Origin of the sequence: Saccharothrix ecbatanensis, assembly GCF_014205015.1 — a bacterium.
GTDB classification, from domain to species: domain Bacteria; phylum Actinomycetota; class Actinomycetes; order Mycobacteriales; family Pseudonocardiaceae; genus Actinosynnema; species Actinosynnema ecbatanense.
Genome location: NZ_JACHMO010000001.1, coordinates 2,168,244 through 2,189,221, shown reverse-complemented (window position 1 = coordinate 2,189,221; position 20,978 = coordinate 2,168,244). Strand labels below are relative to the sequence as shown.

17 protein-coding genes are annotated in these 20,978 nt (G+C 71.4%); 11 read left to right on the top strand and 6 right to left on the bottom strand.

Features of this window, described 5'->3' with window-relative positions; translation table 11 throughout:
• Nucleotides 1-2 precede the first annotated feature (2 nt).
• Nucleotides 3-665 (top strand): transcriptional repressor LexA, encoded by a 663-nt coding sequence (lexA, locus tag F4560_RS09385; protein WP_184918674.1) that lies wholly within the window; start codon nt 3-5, stop codon nt 663-665.
• Nucleotides 666-718: 53 nt separating this feature from the next.
• Here the strand turns inward: lexA and lysS are convergent, their stop codons facing one another.
• Nucleotides 719-2,392, bottom strand: a complete 1,674-nt coding sequence (gene lysS / locus F4560_RS09380; RefSeq protein ID WP_312868935.1) for a lysine--tRNA ligase — start codon at nt 2,390-2,392, stop codon at nt 719-721.
• Nucleotides 2,393-2,618: 226 nt separating this feature from the next.
• On the opposite strand from lysS, the gene F4560_RS09375 reads away from it, so the two are divergent.
• Both F4560_RS09375 and F4560_RS09370 read left to right on the top strand, forming a co-directional pair.
• The gene (locus tag F4560_RS09375) at nt 2,619-4,145 is read left to right on the top strand and encodes a PucR family transcriptional regulator (protein WP_184918670.1); all 1,527 of its coding nucleotides are present in this window, start codon (nt 2,619-2,621) and stop codon (nt 4,143-4,145) included.
• Between the two features lie 121 nt (nt 4,146-4,266).
• On the top strand, nt 4,267-5,526 hold the full coding sequence (locus F4560_RS09370) for an NAD(P)/FAD-dependent oxidoreductase (RefSeq protein WP_184918668.1): 1,260 nt from the start codon (nt 4,267-4,269) through the stop codon (nt 5,524-5,526).
• Nucleotides 5,527-5,673: 147 nt separating this feature from the next.
• Here the strand turns inward: F4560_RS09370 and F4560_RS09365 are convergent, their stop codons facing one another.
• Both F4560_RS09365 and F4560_RS09360 read right to left on the bottom strand, forming a co-directional pair.
• Complete coding sequence (locus tag F4560_RS09365; protein WP_184918666.1) at nt 5,674-7,410, bottom strand: OmpA family protein; 1,737 nt, start codon at nt 7,408-7,410, stop codon at nt 5,674-5,676.
• Between the two features lie 118 nt (nt 7,411-7,528).
• Complete coding sequence (locus F4560_RS09360) at nt 7,529-8,677, bottom strand: L-talarate/galactarate dehydratase (protein ID WP_184918664.1); 1,149 nt, start codon at nt 8,675-8,677, stop codon at nt 7,529-7,531.
• A gap of 316 nt (nt 8,678-8,993) precedes the next feature.
• Here F4560_RS09360 and F4560_RS09355 point away from each other — a divergent pair, with 316 nt between their 5' ends.
• Genes F4560_RS09355 through qhpG form a run of 5 tightly spaced genes read left to right on the top strand, consistent with a single transcriptional unit; the run spans nt 8,994 to nt 15,409 of the window.
• Nucleotides 8,994-10,457: a ferritin-like domain-containing protein gene (locus F4560_RS09355; RefSeq protein WP_184918662.1), complete on the top strand. Its 1,464-nt coding sequence runs from the start codon at nt 8,994-8,996 to the stop codon at nt 10,455-10,457.
• The gene (locus F4560_RS09350; RefSeq protein ID WP_184918660.1) at nt 10,454-11,860 is read left to right on the top strand and encodes a hypothetical protein; all 1,407 of its coding nucleotides are present in this window, start codon (nt 10,454-10,456) and stop codon (nt 11,858-11,860) included. The genes F4560_RS09355 and F4560_RS09350 overlap by 4 nt, the downstream gene beginning before the upstream one ends.
• On the top strand, nt 11,857-12,741 hold the full coding sequence (locus F4560_RS09345; protein ID WP_184918658.1) for a hypothetical protein: 885 nt from the start codon (nt 11,857-11,859) through the stop codon (nt 12,739-12,741). The genes F4560_RS09350 and F4560_RS09345 overlap by 4 nt, the downstream gene beginning before the upstream one ends.
• Complete coding sequence (locus tag F4560_RS09340; protein WP_221483423.1) at nt 12,738-14,069, top strand: radical SAM/SPASM domain-containing protein; 1,332 nt, start codon at nt 12,738-12,740, stop codon at nt 14,067-14,069. Before F4560_RS09345 ends, F4560_RS09340 begins: the two co-directional genes overlap by 4 nt.
• Nucleotides 14,066-15,409: a flavin-dependent monooxygenase QhpG gene (gene qhpG / locus F4560_RS09335; protein ID WP_184918656.1), complete on the top strand. Its 1,344-nt coding sequence runs from the start codon at nt 14,066-14,068 to the stop codon at nt 15,407-15,409. The genes F4560_RS09340 and qhpG overlap by 4 nt, the downstream gene beginning before the upstream one ends.
• 18 nt (nt 15,410-15,427) lie before the next feature.
• Here qhpG and F4560_RS09330 read toward each other — a convergent pair whose 3' ends face one another.
• Entirely contained in the window at nt 15,428-16,243 is an 816-nt protein-coding gene (locus F4560_RS09330; protein WP_184918654.1) for a hypothetical protein, read from the bottom strand.
• A gap of 46 nt (nt 16,244-16,289) precedes the next feature.
• On the opposite strand from F4560_RS09330, the gene F4560_RS09325 reads away from it, so the two are divergent.
• A complete protein-coding gene (locus tag F4560_RS09325; protein WP_184918652.1) occupies nt 16,290-16,433 on the top strand; it encodes a hypothetical protein in 144 nt (47 codons plus the stop codon).
• Between the two features lie 272 nt (nt 16,434-16,705).
• Here F4560_RS09325 and F4560_RS09320 read toward each other — a convergent pair whose 3' ends face one another.
• Both F4560_RS09320 and F4560_RS09315 read right to left on the bottom strand, forming a co-directional pair.
• On the bottom strand, nt 16,706-17,323 hold the full coding sequence (locus F4560_RS09320) for a GyrI-like domain-containing protein (RefSeq protein ID WP_184918650.1): 618 nt from the start codon (nt 17,321-17,323) through the stop codon (nt 16,706-16,708).
• Nucleotides 17,320-17,844 carry a PadR family transcriptional regulator gene (locus tag F4560_RS09315; protein WP_184918648.1) on the bottom strand — a complete coding sequence of 175 codons (525 nt, stop codon included), beginning with the start codon at nt 17,842-17,844 and terminating at the stop codon, nt 17,320-17,322. Before F4560_RS09315 ends, F4560_RS09320 begins: the two co-directional genes overlap by 4 nt.
• A gap of 95 nt (nt 17,845-17,939) precedes the next feature.
• Here F4560_RS09315 and F4560_RS09310 point away from each other — a divergent pair, with 95 nt between their 5' ends.
• Complete coding sequence (locus F4560_RS09310) at nt 17,940-18,878, top strand: GDSL-type esterase/lipase family protein (RefSeq protein ID WP_184918646.1); 939 nt, start codon at nt 17,940-17,942, stop codon at nt 18,876-18,878.
• Nucleotides 18,879-19,234: 356 nt separating this feature from the next.
• Entirely contained in the window at nt 19,235-20,953 is a 1,719-nt protein-coding gene (locus F4560_RS09305; protein WP_312868930.1) for a glycosyltransferase, read from the top strand.
• The last annotated feature ends 25 nt before the right edge of the window (nt 20,954-20,978 follow it).

The following is a 20,978-nucleotide window of genomic DNA, read 5'->3' as shown; positions in this document are numbered from 1 at the left end:
CGGTGACCGCCTACGACGATCTTGACGCGTTCGAGCACCTGGACACCTCGACCCTGCCCGAACGCCAGCAGCGCATCCTGCTCGCGATCCGGGACTGGGTGGTCAGGCACGGGTACTCGCCGAGCACGCGGGAGATCGGCGACGCGGTCGGCCTGCGGTCGGCGTCCACGGTGTCGAAGCACCTGGCGAGCCTGGAGGAGAAGGGTTTCCTGCGGCGCGGCACGGCGATGTCCCGACCGATCGACGTGCGCGTGTTCCTGCACGAGCCCTCGGCGCAGCGGTCCGCCGACGACTCGGTGACCGTGCCGGTGGTCGGCCACATCGCGGCGGGCAGCCCGATCACCGCCGAAGAGCACGTCGACGACATGCTGAAGCTGCCGCGCGAGTTCACCGGGCGCGGCACCGTCTTCGGGCTCCGCGTGCGCGGTGACTCGATGATCGACGCGGCGATCTGCGACGGCGACATCGTCGTGGTGCGGCAGCAGCCGGAAGCCCACTCGGGCCAGATCGTCGCCGCGATGATCGACGGCGAGGCCACCGTCAAGGTGTACCGGCGCCGCAACGGCCACGTGTTCCTCGAACCGCGCAACGCGGCCTACCCGGTGCTCGACGGCGACGAGGCCGTCGTGATGGGCGCCGTCGTCTCAGTCCTGCGCAGCGTCTGACGAACCAGGCCCGGCGCGCGACGTGAAGCGACGCGCACCGGACCCGGCCGAGGTCAGGCGCCCAGGAGCTTGCGCACCCGGTCCGGACCCACCGCGAGCAGCAGGGTGGGCAGCCGGGGACCGGTGTCGCGGCCGACGAGCGACCGGTACAGCAGCACGAAGAACGACCGCTGCATCACCTTCAGCTCCGGCGTGGGCTGCGCGTCCATCGGCAGTCCGGCGTGGAGCTTGGGCACGCCGTACACCAGCGTGCTGAGGCCGTCGAGGGACCAGTCGTCCTCCAGCCGCTCCAGCAGCAGGGCGACCAGGTGCCGCTGCTCGTCGTCCAACGACGAGAGCAGTTCGGCGTCGGGCTCGGCCAGGACGCGGGTGTGCTGGTCGGCGGGCATGTAGGCCTCGACCCACCGCTCCGCGCAGTCGACCCGCGGCCGGACCTCGTCCAGTTCCTTGATCGGGTCGGCGCTGTCGACGCCGGCGAGGATCCGCAGCATCTGCGCCTCGTCACCGGTGGTGATGTCGGCGATCGAGGCCAGCATCCGGTACGGCACCGGCCGCGGCGTGCTCGGCAGCACGACCTCGGCGGTGCGGACCGCCCGCGCGTAGGCGGTCGCGTCGGCGCCGTTCGCGGTGCCCTGCGCCACCCGCTGGGCCAGCGCGTCCCACTCGTCGTACAGGCGGTAGATCTCCTGGTCGAACGCGATCTTGAACGACTGGTTCGGCTTGCGCCGGCTGTACAGCCACCGCAGCACGGCGGGCTCCATGATGCGCAGCGCGTCGCCCGGCGTCGGCACCGCGCCGGCCGAACTGCTCATCTTGGCCATGCCCGTGATGCCGACGAACGCGTACATCGGGCCGATCGGCCGCACGCCGTCGAAGACCTCGCGCACGATGTGGCCGCCGACCTCGAACGACGACCCCGGCGAGGAGTGGTCGACGCCCGAAGGCTCGAACATCACGCCCTCGTAGGCCCACCGCATCGGCCAGTCGACCTTCCACACGAGCTTGCCGTTGGTGAACTCCGACAGCAGCACCGTCTCACCGTGACCGCACGCGCACGTGTACGTCATCTCGGTCGACGCGTCGTCGTAGGCCGTGATCGTGGTCGTGTCGCGCCCGCACGTCGTGCAGTACGGCTTGAACGGGTAGTAGTCCCCCGCGCCGGCCGTGTCGTCGGACCCGTCCGGGTCGCTGTCGACCGCCTCGGCGTCCAGCGGCTTCTTCTTGGTGCGGAAACGACCGAGGATCTCGTCGATTCGGCCCCGTTCGCGCATCGCGAGCAGCACCTGGTCGCGGTAGCGGCCGGACGTGTAGGCCTCGGTCTGGCTGATGCCCCGGTAGTCGACGCCGAGCCGCGCCAGCGACTCGATCATCGACGCCTTGAAGTGCTCGGCCCAGTTGGCGTGGGCGCTGCCGGGCGGCGCGGGGACGGACGTCAGCGGCTTGCCGATGTGCTCGGCCCACGACGGGTCGATCCCGGCGGGCACCCGGCGGAACCGGTCGTAGTCGTCCCACGAGATCAGGTGCTCGCACTCCCGACCGCGGCGGCGGATCTCGTCCGCGACCAGGTGCGGGGTCATCACCTCGCGCAGGTTGCCGAGGTGGATCGGGCCGGACGGGCTCAACCCCGAGGCACACACGACGGGTTTGCCCGGCGCACGGCGGTCGGCTTCCGCCACCACCTCGTCCGCGAGCCGCGAAACCCAGTCCGCTTCGGTCGAGCGATCCACTACGAGCCACATCCCTTCACGCAATCGATGCGACGATTATCCCCGGTCGGCCGCGCTCACCACATCCGGGGGCACTGCGATTCCGGTGTCGCCGGCAATCGCGGCAATCGGGTCCGGCAAGTCGATTTCCGAGGTGGCGGGAATGCGCGCCGCGACCCGTTTCCGGCGGGTGGTCCCACGGCCGGCGGTTACGGTAGGTGGTCTGCTCGGGAACAGGGGTTCGCGCATGGTCAAGCTGGACCGCCTGGTGAACGTGCTGGGCGGCTACGGGGTGCGGTTGGTGTGCTGCCCGATGGCGCGGTCGGCGGAGCTGCGCAACGTCGTGATGCACGAGGCGGCCGACGCCGTCGGCGGTGACGTGTTCCTGGCCGTCGGGGCCGAGTCGGTGGCGCAGGCCGTCGCGTGGGCCGTGGCGGCACGGGCGCGCGTGGTGCTGGTGCACGCCGACGCCGACGAGGAGCGGGCAGCCGCGGCGGCCGGGGAGGAAGCCGGCGTCGCGGTCGCGGTGGTGGACCCGGCGGTGTCGTGGAGCGAGCTGGCGGGCGTGGTCTACGGGCTGGTGCTGGAGGGCCGGGAGACCGAGTCCGGGCGCGGCCCCACGGACCTGTTCGCGTTGGCCGACAGCCTGGCCGGCGCGGTCGGCGGCGCGGTGACCATCGAGGACCGGCTGTCCCGGGTGCTGGCGTACTCCAGTTCGCAGGAGGCCGCGGATCCGGCCAGGTTGGCGACGATCCTCGGTCGGCATGCCCCGGACCGGCTGCGTGAGCTGTTCGAACGGCGCGGGGTGTTCGCCTACCTCGACACACACGACGAGCCGCTGTTCGTCGAGGAGGACCGCGAGCACGGCCTGACCGGGCGGATGGTCGTCGCGGCACGGGCGGGCCGGGAGCTGCTCGGGTCGGTGTGGGTGACGTGCGGTGCGCCGTTGACCGGTGAGTCGTGCGCCGCGCTCGCCGACGGCGCCCGCACGGTGGCGCTGCACCTGCTGCGCTCGCGGGCCAGCGCGGACCTGGAGCGCCAGGTCGAGTCCGAGCTGGTGATGCGCCTGCTGGAGGGCACGGCGGACGCCGCCACGGTGGTCAGCCGGCTCGGACTGCACCAAGGTCCGCTGCGTGTCATCGCCGTCCGCGCGCACATCGCCGCCGAACGGCACGCCGCCCTGCTGCTGGCGTTCGACCGGGCCACCACGGGTTTCGGCTGGTCACGGCCGGGACGCAGCACCCTGTCCGGCACCACGCTCTACACGATCCTGCCCGGTGAACAGGTGCCCGCGGCGCGGGAGTGGGTGGACCGGCTGCGGGCCGCGCTGCCCGCCCAGGTGACGGTGACGGCCGGTATCGGCGGCACGGCGTCCCCGGCGGACCTGCCCGCGAGCCGGCAGGAGGCCGACGAGTGCATGGCCCTGCACGAGTCCCGCCCACCGGGCACGGTGCCGCCCGCCTACGACGACTCCTGGGACGACATCCTGCTGCAACGCCTGCGCGCCGCGTCACGGGCGGGCCGCACGCCGGCACGGGGACCGGTGGCCGAGTTGCGCCGACACGACACCGACCACTCGACGCAGTACGTGCCGACGTTGCGGGCGTGGCTGGAGGCGCAGGGCGACCTGGCGCAGGCGGGCGAACTGCTCGGCGTGCACGCGAACACCATCCGGTACCGGCTGCGGAAGATGGCCGAGGTGACCGCGCTCGACCTGGACGACGCCCGCAAGCGCCTCGCCATGATCATCGACCTGGCGGCGGCCGGGGACTGAGGCCCTCTGTCGGTGTCCGACAAGACCACGTACACGGATTGTCGGGAACGGACAACGGCCCGGTGTGGCACCCGAGCGATGCTGACGTCGACAGCAGTTCCGCTCTGGTGTGGAGGTGGTCATGGTCGACGTCGGGCGCAGCGACGGCGGACCCCGTTCGGCGGTCGTGGTCGGCGCGGGCATCGTGGGCCTCTCGACCGCCTGGTTCCTCCAGGAACGCGGGGTCGAGGTGACCGTGGTCGACCGCACGGGTGTGGCCGCCGGCGCGTCGTGGGGCAACGCCGGGTGGATCGCGCCGGGCCTGGCGATCCCGCTGAACGAACCCACCGTGCTGCGCTACGGCCCGCGAGGCCTGCTGAGCCCGTCCGCGCCGCTGCACATCCCGCTGACCGCGGACCCTGGGCTGTGGGCGTTCCTGGCGCGGTTCGCCGCGAACTGCCGGTGGTCGTCCTGGACCCGTGCGGTGCGGGCGAACCTGCCGCTCAACGACGAGTGCCTCGAAGCGTTCGACGTGCTCACCGCCAACGGCGTGGACGCGCCCACGGTCGACGCGCCGATCACCGCCGCGTTCGAGAGCTCCCGGCACGCGCAGGGGCTGCTGCGCGAACTTCGCCGGATGGCCGACGCCGGTCAACCCGTCGACCACGTCGAACTCGACGGCGACGCACTGCGCGAGTACGTCCCCACGGCGTCCCGGACCCTGACCGCAGGTGTGCGCATCGACGGGCAGCGGCACATGGACCCCGGCGGTTTCGTGCAGGCGTTGGCGCGGTCGGTCGTGGCCAGGGGCGGCACGATCCGCGTGTTCGAGGTCGCCGACATCCGACAGGACGGCGGCGGGGTCACGGTGCGGTCGCGTGGTGGTGAGGGCGTGTCCGCCGACGTCGCGGTCGTGGCCACCGGGGCGTGGCTGTCGCGGCTGGCGTCCCGCTGGGGTGTGCGCGTTCCGGTCCGGGCCGGTCGCGGCTACTCGTTCACGGTGCCGGTGGACCGGCCCGTGCCAGGTCCGGTCTACCTGCCCGACGTGCGGGTGGCGTGCACGCCGTACCAGGGTGCGCTGCGGGTCGCGGGCACGATGGAGTTCCGCGACCCGGACGCGCCCGGTGCGCCGGCCCGGCTGGAGGCGATCATCGCGTCCGCCCGTCCGCTGCTCGACGGCGTGGACTGGGAGAACCGCCGCGACGTGTGGGTCGGACCGCGCCCGGTCACGCCCGACGGCCGTCCGCTGATCGGGGCGGTGCGCGAACCCGGTGTGTACGTCGCAGGGGGCCACGGCATGTGGGGCCTGGCGCACGGCCCGATCACCGGACGGCTGCTGGCGGAGCAGATCACCACCGGCAAGCAGCCGGAGGCATTGCGCGCGGTCGGCCCGCTGCGCTGACCGGCGCGCATCCACCCGGCGCGCACCCACTGAGCCACCTTCCCGTCCGCGGAGCCGGCGCTGATCAACACCCGACGCCACGGACACCCTCGCCGTCAGGGCGGCCCCACCTCCCAGGCCGCCCTGACGGCAGCGGCGTCACGGTGGTCAGCCCCTGGGGTCGGTCCCGGGCACGCGCCGGTTCGGGCGGTCGGCCGGGTAGATGATCACCTTGGCGATGTCGCTCTGTGATTTGTGCTCCGTCCGGATCCGGTCCTTGGCGACCCCGAGCTTCTCCAGCTCCTCCCGGACGCGGTCCGACCGTTTGCGCGCGAGTCTCCGGAGAGGGATGAGCCCACCCTTGGCGTGGCCCTCGATCACAAGCTGGATCTCGGTCTCTCGCGTGGACCGGGCGATCTTCTCCAGCACCTGCACGCCCTCCTCCGTCGGCTCGGCCGAATGGGTCTCGAACGTCACCTCGGGCACGTTCGTGGTGACGACCGTCAGCCGGTTGACCGCGTCCGTGTTCCGAGCGTGGAAGCTCTGCGCCCCACCCGGCGAGAAGATCTTGAAGTACCACCTCTCGACGCTCGATTTCTCGAGGCGTATGCGCATGTGGTCGTACTGGTCCCGCGCATCGGCCATGGCCTGTTTGGTCTCCGCACCGAGCTGGACGCGGATTTCGCTCAGCGCCTCGACGGCGTGAGCCTGGTTTGGCTGCGGCGCTTTCGCCGCCTTGTCGAGGATGGGCGCTATCACATCGGGGAACCGAGCGGCGAACCGGTCCTTCACCCCGGCGAGGATCGTCTCGCTCAACCGCTCTTCGTCATTCCGCCGGTTGAAATTCTCCAAGGTGACCTGGTCCTGGCCGTCGAGGCTCTCGGCGACCACGGCCGCGTGGTGGAAGACCCAAGTGTGGTCGAGGTCCGCGTTGGTCGAGTAGTCGAACTTGTCGAGCCGCCCGTCCGGCTTGAGCGGTGCGTCGATCGTGTGCACCGCGAGGCCCTCACCAGGTTCAGGCCGTGCGTGCTCGTTGACGCCGATCGCCCGCGCGCTCGCGGCCAACTCCGGCTTGTTCTGGTGCACGGCCTCGCCGTACCGCTTGCCTGGCCCCGTCTTCGGCTTCGGGCCCTGGACTGCGTCGGCAGCTTCCTCGACCGTCGTCGGGGGACGGGGGCCGGCCAACGACTCGGCGAGCGCCGGCAGTCGCTCCCCCTGGTACCCGGAGGGAGCGGACACCGCACGACCCTCGGGGTTGCGGAAGACCACGTGGGTCAGGCGGTCCTTGCCGAGGATGGTGGTGGCGACCGCCTCGCACTCGTGCTGGGTCAGCCGCATGAAGGTCGTCAGCTCGTTGACGGGGGCCCTGCCGCGATGGGTGTAGGCCGGTCGGACGACCGTCAGCACCTGGCCCTTCGTGTTCGGCAGCGTGTATCCGCCCGCGACCAGGCGCACCGGGCTGTCGACCGCCCGGAGTGACGCGTTCGCCTTGGCGAGCACGCCGGGCAGCGCGTAGAACTCCTTGGCCTCGTCGGCAGTGCTGATCGCGATGCTCTCGTCGCCCGCCCACGACAACTCGGAGCTCGCCGACCGGTGGTACTTGTCGAGGTCCAGCGTCGGAGGGCTCTCGTCGCCTCCGGTCAGGGTGACGGTGAAATCGTTGGCGGTGAACGGACCCAGCTCGTCGCCCGAGCCAGGGGTGAACGTGGGGGTCACCGGCGTCCCAGGCCCTGTGTAGCGCTGCACCTGCCGGACGTAGTCGATGGTCGCCTGGTTGCCGGCGGCACGTTGCATGCCGAGCAGGGCGTCGACGCCGAGCGGGTGCGACGAACGCTTTTCCCGTTCCTCCTCGGCACCCGTGCCGGGGCGGTGGCGATGACGGTGCGCGCCCATGTGTGTGGTCATGATCGGCTCTCCCCTACGACGGGTCCTCTCACCGTCCGAACGTAAGGGCCGCATCGCCGTGCTCGTCAGGAGGACGCGGGCACACCTTCTGCCCGTTCGGGACACTCCGGGGCACCGGTCAACGGGCTTTGGCGATGGTGTCGGTGTCGGTGGTCCAGGCGCGGGTCTGGTCGCTGAGGGTGATGCCGAGGCCGGGGCGGGTGGACAGGTGCATCCGGCCGCCGCTGGTCTCCAGCCGTTCGTTGAACAGCGGGTGGAGCCAGTCGAAGTGCTCGACCCACGGTTCACGCGGGTAGGCCGCCGCCAGGTGGACGTGGATCTCCATCGCGAAGTGCGGCGCGAGCTGGAGGTGGTGGTGGTCCGCGAGGGTGGCGAGCTTGAGGAACTGGGTGATGCCGCCGACCCGGGGCGCGTCGGGTTGCAGGATGTCGACCGCGCCCAGCCGGATCAGCTCGTAGTGCTCCGCGACGCTGGTCAGCATCTCACCGGAGGCGATGGCCGTGGTCAGCGAGCGTGCCAGCTCGGCGTGGCCCTCGGCGTCGTAGGCGTCGAGGGGTTCCTCGATCCAGACCAGCCCGAACTCCTCCAGCGCCCGGCCGACCCTGGCCGCCGTGGGCCGGTCCCACTGCTGGTTGGCGTCGACCATCAACGGCACCCCGTCACCCAGGTGCTCGCGGACGGCGGCGACGCGGCGCAGGTCCTCCGCCGGGTCCGGCAGCCCCACCTTGATCTTGATGCCGCCGACGCCCGACTCCAACGTGCGGGTGGCGTTGTCCTTGACCTGCCCGATCGACTCGTGCAGGAAGCCGCCCGAGGTGTTGTAGCAGCGCACGGAGTCGCGGTGGGCGCCGAGCAGCTTGGCCAGCGGCAGGCCCGCGCGCTTCGCCTTGAGGTCCCACAGCGCGACGTCGAACGCCGCCAGCGCCTGCGTCGACGCGCCGCTGCGCCCGACCGACGCGCCCGCCCACACCAGCTTCGTCCACAGCCTGCCGATGTCGTTCGGGTCCTCGCCGATCAGGTCCGGCGCCACCTCGCGGGCGTGCGCGAACTGCGCCGGCCCACCGGCCCGCTTCGAGTAGCTGAACCCGACGCCCTCCAGCCCGGCCTCGGTGCGGATCTCCGCGAACAGGAAGGCGACCTCGGTCATCGGCCGCTGCCAACCCGTGAACACCTTGGCGTCACTGATCCCGGTCGGCAGGGGCAGGGTCACCGACGACAGCGTGATCGAGACGATCCGGTCGGGCACGACGACGGGGTCCAGAGACATGAGGCTCCTCGGCAAGCGCTTTCCAGACGACAGGGGCAGGCGGTCCTTGACAACGGCGGCGAGGCGGCGACCCGACTTTACTTGGTCGGAACGCACGCGCGAGCGAAGGGGCGGACCGACCGGGGCGTCCACCAACGATCACGGCCGTAGCCCGGCCGTGGTGGCGGCGGTCGACTGTCGGTCAGGTCGGCTCGCCCGGTCGGATGAGTGGGGTTCACCAAGCCGACTGGCGTTCACCGCGACCGGAGCGGGGGCGGTCCCGCGCCGGCACGCTCACCCCTACGCCCACCCAACAGGCGAGGACGGGGTTCGTGCCATGCGGTCCAGAGTGCACCGGCACATGGCTTCGGTGTTGCCGGAGCTGTTCGACGACGAGCCGGCGGCCATGGCGTGCCTCTCGGTCGCCGGCCCGCTCGACGCGGAGGAGAAAGAGCCGGTCCTGCCGCCGGAGTTCAACTGGCGCGACTACACCACCATGCTGCTGCACGTCGCGGCCGAGATCGAGCACTCGCTGATGGTCCAGTACCTGTTCGCCGCCTACTCGATGGGCGGCCCGCAGGTGCCCGAGGGCCTGCGCGACAAGGTGCGCGGCTGGCAGGAGGTCATCCTCGGCATCGCGAAGGAGGAGATGGGCCACCTCGTCACCGTGCAGAACCTGCTGACCTCGCTCGGCGCCCCGATCAACCTCGACCGCGAGGACTACCCCTGGGGCTCGGACTTCTACCCGTTCCCGTTCACGCTGCGCCGGCTGACCCGCGAGTCGCTGGCCGCCTACGTCGTCGCGGAGAGTCCCGCGAAGTGGACGGACGACATCGCCGAGAGGGTCAAGAAGGACGCCGAGGTCGCCGTGGGGCAGGAGGTCAACCGGGTCGGGGAGCTGTACGGGCGGATCGACAAGATCCTCAGCAACCGCGAGCACATCCCGGACGAGCTGTTCCACGCGGAAACGCTGCCCTACCAGGCGTCCTGGGACGAATGGGGGCGCGGCTACACGCGTGGCGAGCGCGGGCAGGAAGCCGGGAACGTGCCGGACGTGAAGTCCCCCGAGCTGCTGGTGTTCGGCGTGTTCTCCCGGGATTCGGCGCGCAAGGCGCTGCACGAGGTCGGCGAGCAGGGTGAAGCGGTCGACGTGGACGAACAGGCCGAGACGTCCCACTTCAAGCGGTTCCTCGGCATCTACCTGGAGCTGGAGAAGCTGCCCCGAGCGGAGCAGGACAAGGTGTCCCGGCCGATCGCGGAGAACCCCGTGACCGCGCACCGCCTCAACGAGTCCGTGATGGTGCAGCTCGGCGCCAAGACCGTGACGACCAGCCCGATCACCGACCCGTTCACGGCACTCTGGGGCCACCTGTTCAACCTGCGCTACCGGATGCTGCTCACCGACATCTCGCACGCCTTCCGGCTGTCCGGCCCGCTGGACAACGGCGGTGTGCTCACCGGGCGCGGCGCGCTCGTGCACCGGGCGTTCGCCGAGATGTACAACCTGCGCGCCCTGGCCGGACGGCTGGTCGAGCTGCCGCTGGACAAGGACCACCCGGACGGCCCGCGGGCCGGGCCGCCGTTCGAGATGCCCTACAGCCTCGAACTGCCCGACCGCGACCACGACCGCTGGCTGCTGCAACGCGACCTCGTGCAGGCGTCCCGGCTGCTCACCGACCAACTGCTCGAAACGAACCCGGACTGCGCGCGCGACCCGTACGTCGTGGCGCTGCGCGAGTCCGACCGACGGGCGCTGGAGCAGATCGAGCACATCCTCAGCCGGAAGGGGTGCACGGGATGACCCGGATCCTGGAACTGCGCGTCCTGCCCCCGCTGGCCATCGGCCGGCTGGGCGCGGCGGCCGAGCCGATGGACAACTACACCGCCGAGCCCGACCCGGACGAGCCGCTCGCGCCACGGGTGCTGGTGCCCGCGCCGACCTTGCGGGTCGATCCCGATTCCGGCGAGATCGTCGACGACAAGGCGCCCGAACAGCTGCGGTTCACCGACGGGCACGGCAAGGTCAAGCCCGTCGCGCCGTTCCTGGAGGTCTGGGCGCTGACGGACGACGACCGGAAGCTGCACCCGCTCACCGTGGACCTGTTGCGCGCCAACAAGCTCGAGCCGAAGGACGTGCGGTGGTGCGTCCGGGTCGGCAACCACAAGATCGAACGCCGCACCTACAACCTGGACGACCGGATCGACGCCGACACCGGCTGGTTCAGCGATCACGGCGAGCACGGGCTGAACGGCGAGTGCGCCAACTTCCTGACCGGCAAGACCCTGCCGCTGGGCCACGCGCGCTACATCAAGCCGACGACGAAGTACCCCGGCATCCGGTTGCGCTTCACGCCCGCGGCCGGGAACGTCTACGGCTCCGGCGGCACGGTCGGCGACCACGACCCGAACGTCGTGGACGCCCTGTACGACGCCACGAAGGGAACCTGGCGCGGTCACGTGGACGAGCCCGGCGATCCTCGGCTGACCATCCCGGGCCAGATCTACGCCGGTGACGACGAACAGCGCGGCTGGGTCAGCCGGGGCTACCTGGACGACGAGTGCGACGGCCTGGTGCACGTGGAGCTGACCGTGGACGGCCGCAAGCTGAAGGCCTACGGGCGCATAGGCGCCGGTCCGCCCGCCTACGCGCCGGACAGCATCCCCGTGCGCACGATCGCGGACGAGCTCGACCAGGCGCTTTACGGGCCGAAAGCGCGCCGGGAGGACACCGCTGAAGACGCGCACAAGGTGGCCGAAGAGGTGCTGCGTCGGGCGCTGGAGTCGGTGCGGCTGATGAACACAGCCGTGATGAACGGCAACACCGTGGACGGGCGGGTCGACGCGGCCAGCACGATGGTGCGGCAGGACTCGGCCGACACCGGCCGGACGTTCGAGCCGATCATGGCTCCGTCCCTGGTGGACACCGCCGCGGTCTTCGCCCTGCACCAGAACGTCCTCGCCGCCCTGCGCAGCGGCACGGCGCCCTGGTTCGCCGACGTCCTGCGCGACCACGACGAGGTGGGCGACCTCAGCGCCAAGGGCAGGCGGAAGATGCCGGCGCTGATGCGCGGCGCGGACGGCCGGTCGCTGGCCCTCACCCGCCGCCAGGTCGACCTGGTGCGCAAGGCCGCCCGCCAGGAGATCTTCCGGCAGGAGAACCTCCGGCACGACCGGGGCGCCGACGAGTCCGGAGGGCCGGCATGAACGACTCCATCGAGCCGCTGAACCTCACCGCGCAACTCGACCACCGCGCCGCGGGCAACCCGCCGAGCACATTGCCCGTGTCGGCGATCTCCAACGCCTACCCCGGCCTCGAATTCGACATCCGCAACATCTGGCGCAGGCTGCTGGTCGGCGTCGAACTGCACGAGGCGGACAACTACGTGGTCGACGCCGACGAGGGCTACGAGCGGCTCAAGGGTCGTCGACTGCTGGCGGTCGCGGGCCACGACGTCATCGCGCACCTCGTCGGCCCGACCCGCCCCGGCGCGCCGTCCGGCCTGCTGACGTCGGTCGACAACCCGGACGGCGTGATGATGCTGGAGTGGTCCAACTCCCTGGCCGACGTGCTGGCCGAGCACGCGGGTGAGACCGTCACGTGCCTGTTCACCAGCGGCCCGGCGCCGAAACCGGTGGGCAGGCCCGCCGAGGTGCCCGGACCGCTGGTGGAGGAGGTCCAACTGGAGGTCCGGCCGCTGTTCGCGCACAGCGAGGCGGCCGGCGGCCCGCTGCCGGTGATCGCCGAGAACATGGCCGGACCGGGCGACCTGACCCGTGGGCTCTGCTCGCCCTGGCAGAACGACTACCGCGAATGCGCCTGCTACTACTGGGCCGCCAGCCGACCGGACTACGTCAACGTCGAGGACACCGCGCTGGGCACCAGCACCGGCAACCACTGGTTCGCCAAGGACCGCGAGCCGCGCGAGTATGTGCTGGACGACCGCACCGACTCCCGCCTGGTCAGCTACGACGACCTGTTCCGGGACTGGCAGGGCAGGCTGCGGTTCATCGTCGGCGGCAACGACGCGCCGGAACACGTCGAACCCGGGCGCGAAGGCACCGAGCCGGAAAGCGGCGCGAAGTGACGGCTCGTGAGCTGTTCGCCGCGTCCACCCCGGTCCACCCCGACGTCCACCTGCTGCGCACCGAGGACGGGCCGCGCGCGCTGCTCGCCAACGGCAGCCGCCTGTTCGGCGTCGGTCAGGCCCTCTACGACCGCCTCGACGCCGCCCGCCGTGATCCGGACCCACGGGCGCTGGACGTGGTGCTCGCCGACCTGGGCATCGACGCGCCCCGGCAGATCGACGACACCGCGCCCGATCCCCCGCCGGTGCGGGCGCTGTCGCTGGCCGTCGCCCAGAAGTGCAACCTCGGCTGCACCTACTGCTACGCGCAGCAGGGCGACTTCGGCGGTCCGGCCAAGAACATGCCCGTGACGACCGCGTTCGCCGCCGTGGACACGCTGTTCCGCGAGGCCGCCCCGGGCGAACGGGTCAACCTCGCGTTCCTGGGTGGCGAGCCGATGATGAACCGGCCCGTGGTCCGCGCCGCCACCGAGTACGCGGAGGCGGTGTCGGAACGGACGGGTGTGCCGGTCACGTTCTCCATCACCACCAACGGCACCCTGCTCACGCCCGAGGACGGCGAGTTCTTCGAGGACCACGCGTTCGCCGTGACGATCAGCCTGGACGGCGTTGGCGCGCGGCACGACCTGCTGCGGCCCCACCGTGACGGGCGCGGCAGCTACGAGCGGATCATGGACCGGGTGGCGCCCCTGCTCGTGGCCCAGCGGCGGATGCAGGTGTCGGCCCGCGTCACGGTCACACCGCTCAACCTGGACCTGCCGCGGACCCTGGACGAGTTCACCGCCGCCGGGTTCCACGGTGTCGGGTTCTCCCCCATGCTCAGCTCGCCCAACGGTCGCGGCGAGATGGCGCTGCCGGACCTGGAGGTGATGCTGGAGCAGATGACCGCGTGCGGTGACGAGTTCGTCCGGCGGGTGCTGGCCGGGCGGCGCTACCCGTTCACCAACCTGGCCACGGCGTTGCGCGAGATCCACCGCGGCACGCACCGGCCGTACCCGTGCGGGGCGGGCGCGGGCTACCTGGGTGTGTCGGCCGACGGCGACCTGGCGGCGTGCCACCGGTTCGTGGGTGACGAGGACGGCGCGATGGGCGACCTGGCCGGCGGGGTGGACGACGTCAAGCGCGCCCGGTGGCTGACCGACCGGCACGTGCACCGCCAGGAGCCGTGCAAGGGCTGCTGGGCCCGGTACCTGTGCGGCGGCGGGTGCCACCACGAGGTGATCCGCCGCGGCCGGCCCGCGTGCGAGTACATCCGCGGCTGGCTGCACCACTGCCTCACCGTCTACAGCCGCGTGCTCGCGGCACGGCCCGACTACTTCAGCATATGACGGCCTGGGACGTCTGCGTGATCGGCGGCGGGCCGGCCGGGTCGGTGTGCGCGCTTCGGCTGGCCCGGCTCGGTCACCGCGTCGTGCTGGTGGAACGGCGGGTGTTCCCGCGTCCGCACGTGGGCGAGGCGCTGTCCCCGGGGGTGCCTCCGCTGCTGGACTTCTTGGGCGTGCGAGAGGCGCTGGACGGCAGCGTGCCGTCGCCGGGTGCCCTGGTGCGCTGGGAGGACGCCCACATCCGGATGGTCGAGCCCGATCCACGCGCGGTGACGGTCGACCGGGGGCGTTTCGACCAGGCGTTGCTGGCCGCCGCACGTGCCGCCGGGGTGTCGGTGTTCCAGCCGGTGCGCGCCGGACGTCCCCGCCGTGGTCCGGCCGGCTGGGAGATCCCGGTGGGGCACGACGTGCTGCGGGCGCGGTTCCTGGTCGACGCCAGCGGGCGGCGGCGCGCTTCAGGCGGCACGACCACCGCCACCGGGCTCCGGACGCTGACCCTGCACGCCACTTGGCGCGGTGACGGTCCGACCCGGCTCGGCACCGGACCACGCGGCTGGTGCTGGGGCACGCCGTTACCCGGTGGCGCGTTCCGTGCCATGGCGTTCGTGGACGCCGAACTCCTGCATCCTTGCTCCACCGACCTGAAACGGCTCTACCACGAGCTGCTCGATTCGACCGGGCTGTTCCCGGACCGCCCGTCGGCGCGCGTCGTCGCGGTGTGCGACGCCACCGGGTACCGGGACGACTCCCCCGTCACCGACGACTCGGTCAAGGTCGGCGAAGCGTCGTTCACGCTGGACCCGCTGACGTCGTCCGGTGTGGACAGCGCGTTGCAGAGCGCCATGGCCGCCGCTGTCACCGCGCACACGCTGCTCTCGGACGGCGACCGTGCCGCCGCGCTCGAGTTCTACCGGGACAGCCGGGACCGTGCCGTGGCCCGCCACACGGCCTGGACCGGCGCCCACTACCACCGGTGCGAACCCCACCGCGACCACCCGTTCTGGCGTCGCCGCGCCACACCTCCCCCGCCGACCGCCGTGACGCTTCCCCTGACACCCGACCACCTGCGCCGACCCGTTCGCCTGTCCGCCGAGGCCGCCGTGGTGCCCACTCCGTGCCCGGTCGGGGACCTGGTCACGATGCGCCGTGCGCTCACCCATCCAGCCCTGCCCACGCCGATCGCCCACGTGGGTGACGCGGAACTCGCTCCGCTGCTGGACTGCGTGCAGCACTCCGCGTCCCTCGCCGATCTCCTCCGCACGTGGTCGGCCCGTCTTCCCGCCGGGCGTGCCGAGGCGACGGCGGAATGGCTGTACGGCAAGGGATTGCTCGTCACCGACTGATCCGACTGGTCCGGCTGATCAGCGGCCGATGACGTCGAGGCGGGTGTCGTCGGTCGAAGCGACCACGTAGGTCGCGTCACGGCCCCGCTGCCACTCCGCCGCGACCAGGAAGTACCGGTCCTGGGTGTGGATCAGCATCCGCAGTCCGGTGTAGCGGAACTTGAACCGCGACCCCTCCTGCTCGATCGGCGCCACCCCTACGCCGGGGCCCGCTATGGCGAGCCGTTCGGCGCTGTAGAGCACCACTTCGGGCTTGCCGGGCAGTCCGGCGACGAATCGGTCACCGAACTCGTCGCCCGTGCGGTGGGCGTGCACGGTGACCAGCCACAGCCCGCCGATGACGGCCAGTGCCGGCAGCACCGTCGACCCGACGGGCGAGGTTGCCCCGGTGGCCGAGCCGACGTACATCAGCCCGGCCGCGGCCACGGTCAGGATGGCGGGCAGCCACCAGCCCAGCGGTTTGCCCACCGTGTCCTGTGCGACCACGCCCAGCGCGGCCAGCGCCAGCCCGAGCACGCACACGGCCGTGATGACCCGGATCGCGGCACGCGCGACCCGGTGCGCACAGCGTGAGGGCTCGGCGGCCAGGGCCGGCGCCACCCATCGGCGGTGCACCGCGGCGAGCGCCACGAGGACCGCGCCGAGGCCGATCAACGGCGGGAACGCCGAGTTGATGCTGCGCAGGATGTAGTCGGCCGTGGCCAGTTCCAGCAGGCTCAGGCTCACCCCGAACCGGCCGTACGTCGCCTCCGTGCGGACCCAGCCGAAGTAGTACAGCACCGCCGAGATGACCGCGGCCTCCGACAGCACCGCCACGAGCCGTGGCCACGCCACCACTGGCTCCGGCGTTTCTTTGCCGACGCCCATCTACGGTGCCGTTGTGGTGACGACCGGCGGCGCCGTGTGGGTGGGGGTGAGCGGTTCGGTGATCAATGCCGAATCCGTCGAGCTCGGCGCCGTGGGCTCGGCCGATGGCTCGGGGATCAGCGGCCCGGACGGCGACACCGTGGACCCGGTGGCGTAGGTGGCGGTGATCGTGCCCGTGGGCAGCTGGTCGCCGCCCTGCGCTCGCGTCGTGCTCGTGCTCGTGGTCGTGGCCGTCGTCATGGTCGTGCTGGTGGGTTGAGCAGGTGCCGGTGCCGGTTCCTGCCCCTGGCACGCCGCCATCACGGCAAGCGTGGCCGCGCACAAGCCGGCAACCGCTGTGGCGTGAAGTTCTGTCCTCCTCATGCCCTTCAGGTCGTCCCGCCTCGACCGACCATTTCGCCGCACGCGAACGGTTCACCCAATCGTGCGTTACGGCTTGGGGCGGACCGGTTGGCGCAGAATGGTCTTCAGCTTCGCGGGTTCGACGCGGCGGGGGTCGCCGATGTAGATCTCGTGGTGCAGGCCGGTCATCACCAGGTCGTTGGCCGCCAAGTAGTCATTGTGGAGGGTCGCCAGGATGGGTGTTTCGTCGTCGTACGAGCCGATGTGCAGCACCTGGGCGCACGTGCCCTCGTCCAGCCTCTCGTGGCGGACCTCGGCGATGGTCGGGAGTTTCTTCTTCGCCAACGCCGCCTCCGTGGCCTCCTTGATGTCCTCCGCGGTGATCCAGTCGGGCTGGCTGATCAACATTCGCCACTGCCACGAGTCCTTCTCCCTGGCGGTGAACACGGTCGGGTCGTCCGACCACCACAGGCCTTCGAGCGGGCCGACCACGAAGTCCCTGCCGGCGCGCTTGCTCCCGAACTTCAGGGTGTACGCCACCGAGTACAGCGCCTCGACCGCTCGCGCGTACTCGGGCGCGGTGTTCGGGTCGCCCTTGCCGTCGCACGCGATGAACTGCTGCGGCGGCACGTCGATCAGCGCCCAGTCCCGGTTCTTCGGCGCGTACAGCTCCTTCAGCTCGCGTTTCACGTCGTACGGGGTCATCGCTGTTCTCCTCGGTAGGTGGCCAGCCACGTCTTTTCGGCTTCGAGTTGGTGGAGCGAGTAGTCGAAGATCGCGCGGACGAAATCGGGGGCGTCGGGCGGCGCGGCGGCCCGGACCGCGGCGATCCGCTCGGCCAGCGCCTCCGCCCGTCGGGCCAGTGCGGCACGCAGCCGTTCGGGCGGGATGACCGGCTGGTTGGCCAGGCCGACGAGGACCGGCGGGAACACCGGCCGCAGGGTGGCGATGGCCTCCTCGGCGCCGGCCGCGCACGCCTCACGTCCGCGTTCGGTCGGCTCGAACACCTTGCGGGTCTTGCCGCGCCCCGGCTCGTCGCCCCTCTCGGCGACCAGGCCGCGGTCACGGAGCTTGGTGAGCAGGTAGTAGATGGAGCTGAACCCGATCTCGGTCCACTCCCGCATGCCGCGGGCCGTGATGACCTCCTCCAGCTCATAGCCGTGGCGGGGCTTCTCCACGAGCAGGCCGAGCAGGGTCAGTTCGGCGGGGGTGAGGCGTTCGGACACGTCGCTATTCTAACACTAGAATACTCGCCCCGCCGAGGCCGGGCGTCACGCGTAGCCTGGGAGGCTGACGATCACCCACGGGACAGAAGGGGCTGATGGTGCCGCGGCCATCCGCACTGATCGGGGCGTTGTCGGTGGCGTTGGCGGTGGCGCTCGGGGCGTGCACCGGAGCGCCGTCCGAGAACCCTTCAGCCACCAACGACAGCGCACCGCCGAGCGACAGCGCATCGCCCAGCGAGAGCGCACCGCCCGCAGACAGCGTGTACGTGTCCTTGGGCGACTCGTACGCGACCGGTTACCGACCGCCGGCCGCCGGCACGTCGACCGGCGCGGACGGCTTCGCGTACCTCGTCGCCGAGCAGTCGGACCTGCGGTTGATCAACGTCGCGTGCAGCGGCGCGACGTCCGCGCAACTGCTCGGTGGACCCGCCTGCGCCCCCGGCAACGTCGCTCCCGGCGCGCCGGACCCGGCGGGCCGCACCCAACTCGACGCGGCCGTGCAGGCGCTGCGCGAGCACCAGGGGCGAGTGGGTCTGGTGACGGTGGTGATCGGCGGCAACGACCTGGCGCCGTGCGCGCGGGCGGCCGATGCGTTGGGCTGCGCGTCGCGGGCCGTCGCCAACGTCCGGGCAGGCCTGGCCGCCACCCTGCCCGCGCTGCGTGAAGCCGCCGGCGATGCCCCGATCGTGGGTCTGACTTATCCGGACGTGTTCCTCGGTGCGTGGGTGTCCCCCGCGTTCCCGAACGGCCAGGACCTCGCGCGCCTGTCGGTGCCGCTGTTCCGGGACTTCTTCAACGCCGCGCTCAAGACCGAGTACGAGAAGGTCGGGGCGACGTTCGTGGACGTGACCGCCTCGACCGGGGGCTATGGACCGTTCACCGAGATCACCCAGGACCCGACGTACGGCTCGATCCCGACATCGGTGGCGAAGGTGTGCGCGCTGACGTACTTCTGCGGCCACACCGACGTCCACCCGACCCCTGACGGGCACAAGGCCATCGCCTCCGCCGTCCTGACAGCCACCGGCCGCTGACCGGCCCGTGCCCGCGGCTACGCGCGAAATTCCCGGTCAAAGCGAATAGCATCATTCCCGGAATGACCGCGCATACCAATGGCACGGGATTTCGGCGACGTCCCTCCACAATTTCCCTTCGGAAGTCCGAGTCGCGGGCTGGCGCACACCGTGAGTCCGCCTCTACTATTCGCCGAACCACCGATGAAGCGGTCCGCAGCCCCACTGCTGCGCGCACATGCGTCGAACTCCGACCGGTCGGACCGATCCCGACACCGCGACGGAGCAAGCACGTGGGCACCGCCCCGGCCCCCGTGCTCCGAACGGCACAACGACGTGCCGCGTGAGGACGATCTCCGTTTCGTGAAGGGCGCAGTGTGAACCCGATACCGGGTTTGGTCTCGGTCGTCATGTTGGTCAGGAACCGCTTGGAGTACACGCGGCGGGCGTTGGTGTCGCTCGCGCGCGCGTCCGGCGACTTCGAGATCATCGTGGTGGACAACGGATCCGACGACGGCACCTCCGAGTACCTGGCCGCTGTGGACCTCGGCCGCCCTCTGACCGTCCTGCGCCACGAGGACGATCGCGGCGGGAGCGAACGGCGCAATGTCGGCGCGGCGGTGGCACGCGGCGAGTTCCTGTTCTTCCTCGACAACGACGTGCTCGTGGACGACCCGGATGTGGTGGAGGTGCTCGTCGCCGAGCTGACCGCCGATCCGGGCCTGGCCGCCGTGTCACCGTTGCTGCTCTACCCCGGCGACGGCGCGTTGGTGCAGTGCGCGGGCGGCGGGTCCACCGTCAACGGCCACGTCGGGTCTGTCGGGCGCGGCCAAGCCCTCACCGCCACGCACCGGGAGCACCGCGAGCAGACCTGGGCGCCCACCGCCGCGCTGATGGTGCGGCACAGCTCTTTCCGGCGGGTCGGCGGGTTCGACGCGGCGTTCGACCCGGTATCGCTGTGCGAGGACATCGACCTGTGCTGCCGTTTGCGTGCCGACGGCGAACGGATGCGTTACGTCGGGTCGGTGGCGATGCGGCACTTCGAGGGCACCACGTTCAACCACGTCGGGCACGACAAGCTCCCGATCTGGAAGCGGCACATGCGGGTGATCCGCAGCCGTTGGGCCGACGTCTTCGCCAAGGGACCCGAGCACACGGCCGCGGACCTGGAGTGGGTGCCGGTCGAGAAGGACTACTCCGATCTGGACCGGCCGCGGGTGTCAGTGCTCGGCGATCCGACGTCCGCGGCGGCGGATCTGAGCTTCTTCGCCAGCGATCGGGTGCTGGCCACCGCGGAGCCTGCCGACGTGCGGGTCGTCATCGTCGGAGCGGAGGCGACGCAGGCGGTGCCCGGTGTGCGGGTCGTCGGCGTGACGGATCCGAACGCCTCGGAGCCCGCCGAGCACAGGGTTCCCTGGGTGCTGCGCGACGGGACGCGACTGGTGGAGACGGTTCCCGCGGAGGGTGTCGTGGTGCGCGCGCCGAACACCTCCGCCGTGCTGATCGCGTTGCGCCGGGGGCTGCACGTCCTGGTGGGCAAGCACGTCGTGGACGACATCGTGGTCGAGGCCGCGCGGAAAGCGCCCGGCCGGTGCTCGGTCGACCTGTCCTGGGCGCACCACCCGGACCTGACCGCGCTGGGCAAGGCGGTGACCGAGGGGCGAGCCGGGGTTCCGCAAGGCTTCGCGGTGCGCCTCGACCACGTGACGACGGACCGGAACCTGGTGACCGAACTCGGCCCGGACGTCCTGGACGCGGTCGAACGGGTGCTCGGCGCGCCCGTGACCGAAGTGCGGACGGTGGAAGCGGCCCACGACCGGGTGCGGGCCGTGGCGGTGGCCGGCGGAGTGACCGGGGCGGTCGAGGTGAGCTGGGGTGAGCCCCAGTTCCGCATCTCGGTCACGGGCACGGAAGGCGCACTGGCCGCCGACCTCACGGCGTCACCGGTGGACGGCTCGTACGCGGACTTCGTCGGCGCGCTGCGCGGCGGGCCGACGCCGTTGACGGACCTGGCCGCGATCGGCGGGCTGTTCGACCTGGTGCCGGGGTGGCGTTCGGAGGTGGCCGCTCTCCTCACCGGGGGGTCGGACCGATGACGACCCGCGTTCGTGCGACCTTCCC

Excerpts from the sequence above, each read along its gene's own strand:
- F4560_RS09375 (WP_184918670.1), top strand. The coding sequence starts at position 2,619 with ATGGTCAAGCTGGACCGCCTGGTGAACGTGCTGGGCGGCTACGGGGTG.
- F4560_RS09370 (WP_184918668.1), top strand. The coding sequence starts at position 4,267 with ATGGTCGACGTCGGGCGCAGCGACGGCGGACCCCGTTCGGCGGTCGTG.
- F4560_RS09365 (WP_184918666.1), bottom strand. The coding sequence starts at position 7,410 with ATGACCACACACATGGGCGCGCACCGTCATCGCCACCGCCCCGGCACG.
- F4560_RS09360 (WP_184918664.1), bottom strand. The coding sequence starts at position 8,677 with ATGTCTCTGGACCCCGTCGTCGTGCCCGACCGGATCGTCTCGATCACG.
- F4560_RS09355 (WP_184918662.1), top strand. The coding sequence starts at position 8,994 with ATGCGGTCCAGAGTGCACCGGCACATGGCTTCGGTGTTGCCGGAGCTG.
- F4560_RS09350 (WP_184918660.1), top strand. The coding sequence starts at position 10,454 with ATGACCCGGATCCTGGAACTGCGCGTCCTGCCCCCGCTGGCCATCGGC.
- F4560_RS09345 (WP_184918658.1), top strand. The coding sequence starts at position 11,857 with ATGAACGACTCCATCGAGCCGCTGAACCTCACCGCGCAACTCGACCAC.
- qhpG (WP_184918656.1), top strand. The coding sequence starts at position 14,066 with ATGACGGCCTGGGACGTCTGCGTGATCGGCGGCGGGCCGGCCGGGTCG.
- F4560_RS09320 (WP_184918650.1), bottom strand. The coding sequence starts at position 17,323 with ATGACCCCGTACGACGTGAAACGCGAGCTGAAGGAGCTGTACGCGCCG.
- F4560_RS09310 (WP_184918646.1), top strand. The coding sequence starts at position 17,940 with ATGGTGCCGCGGCCATCCGCACTGATCGGGGCGTTGTCGGTGGCGTTG.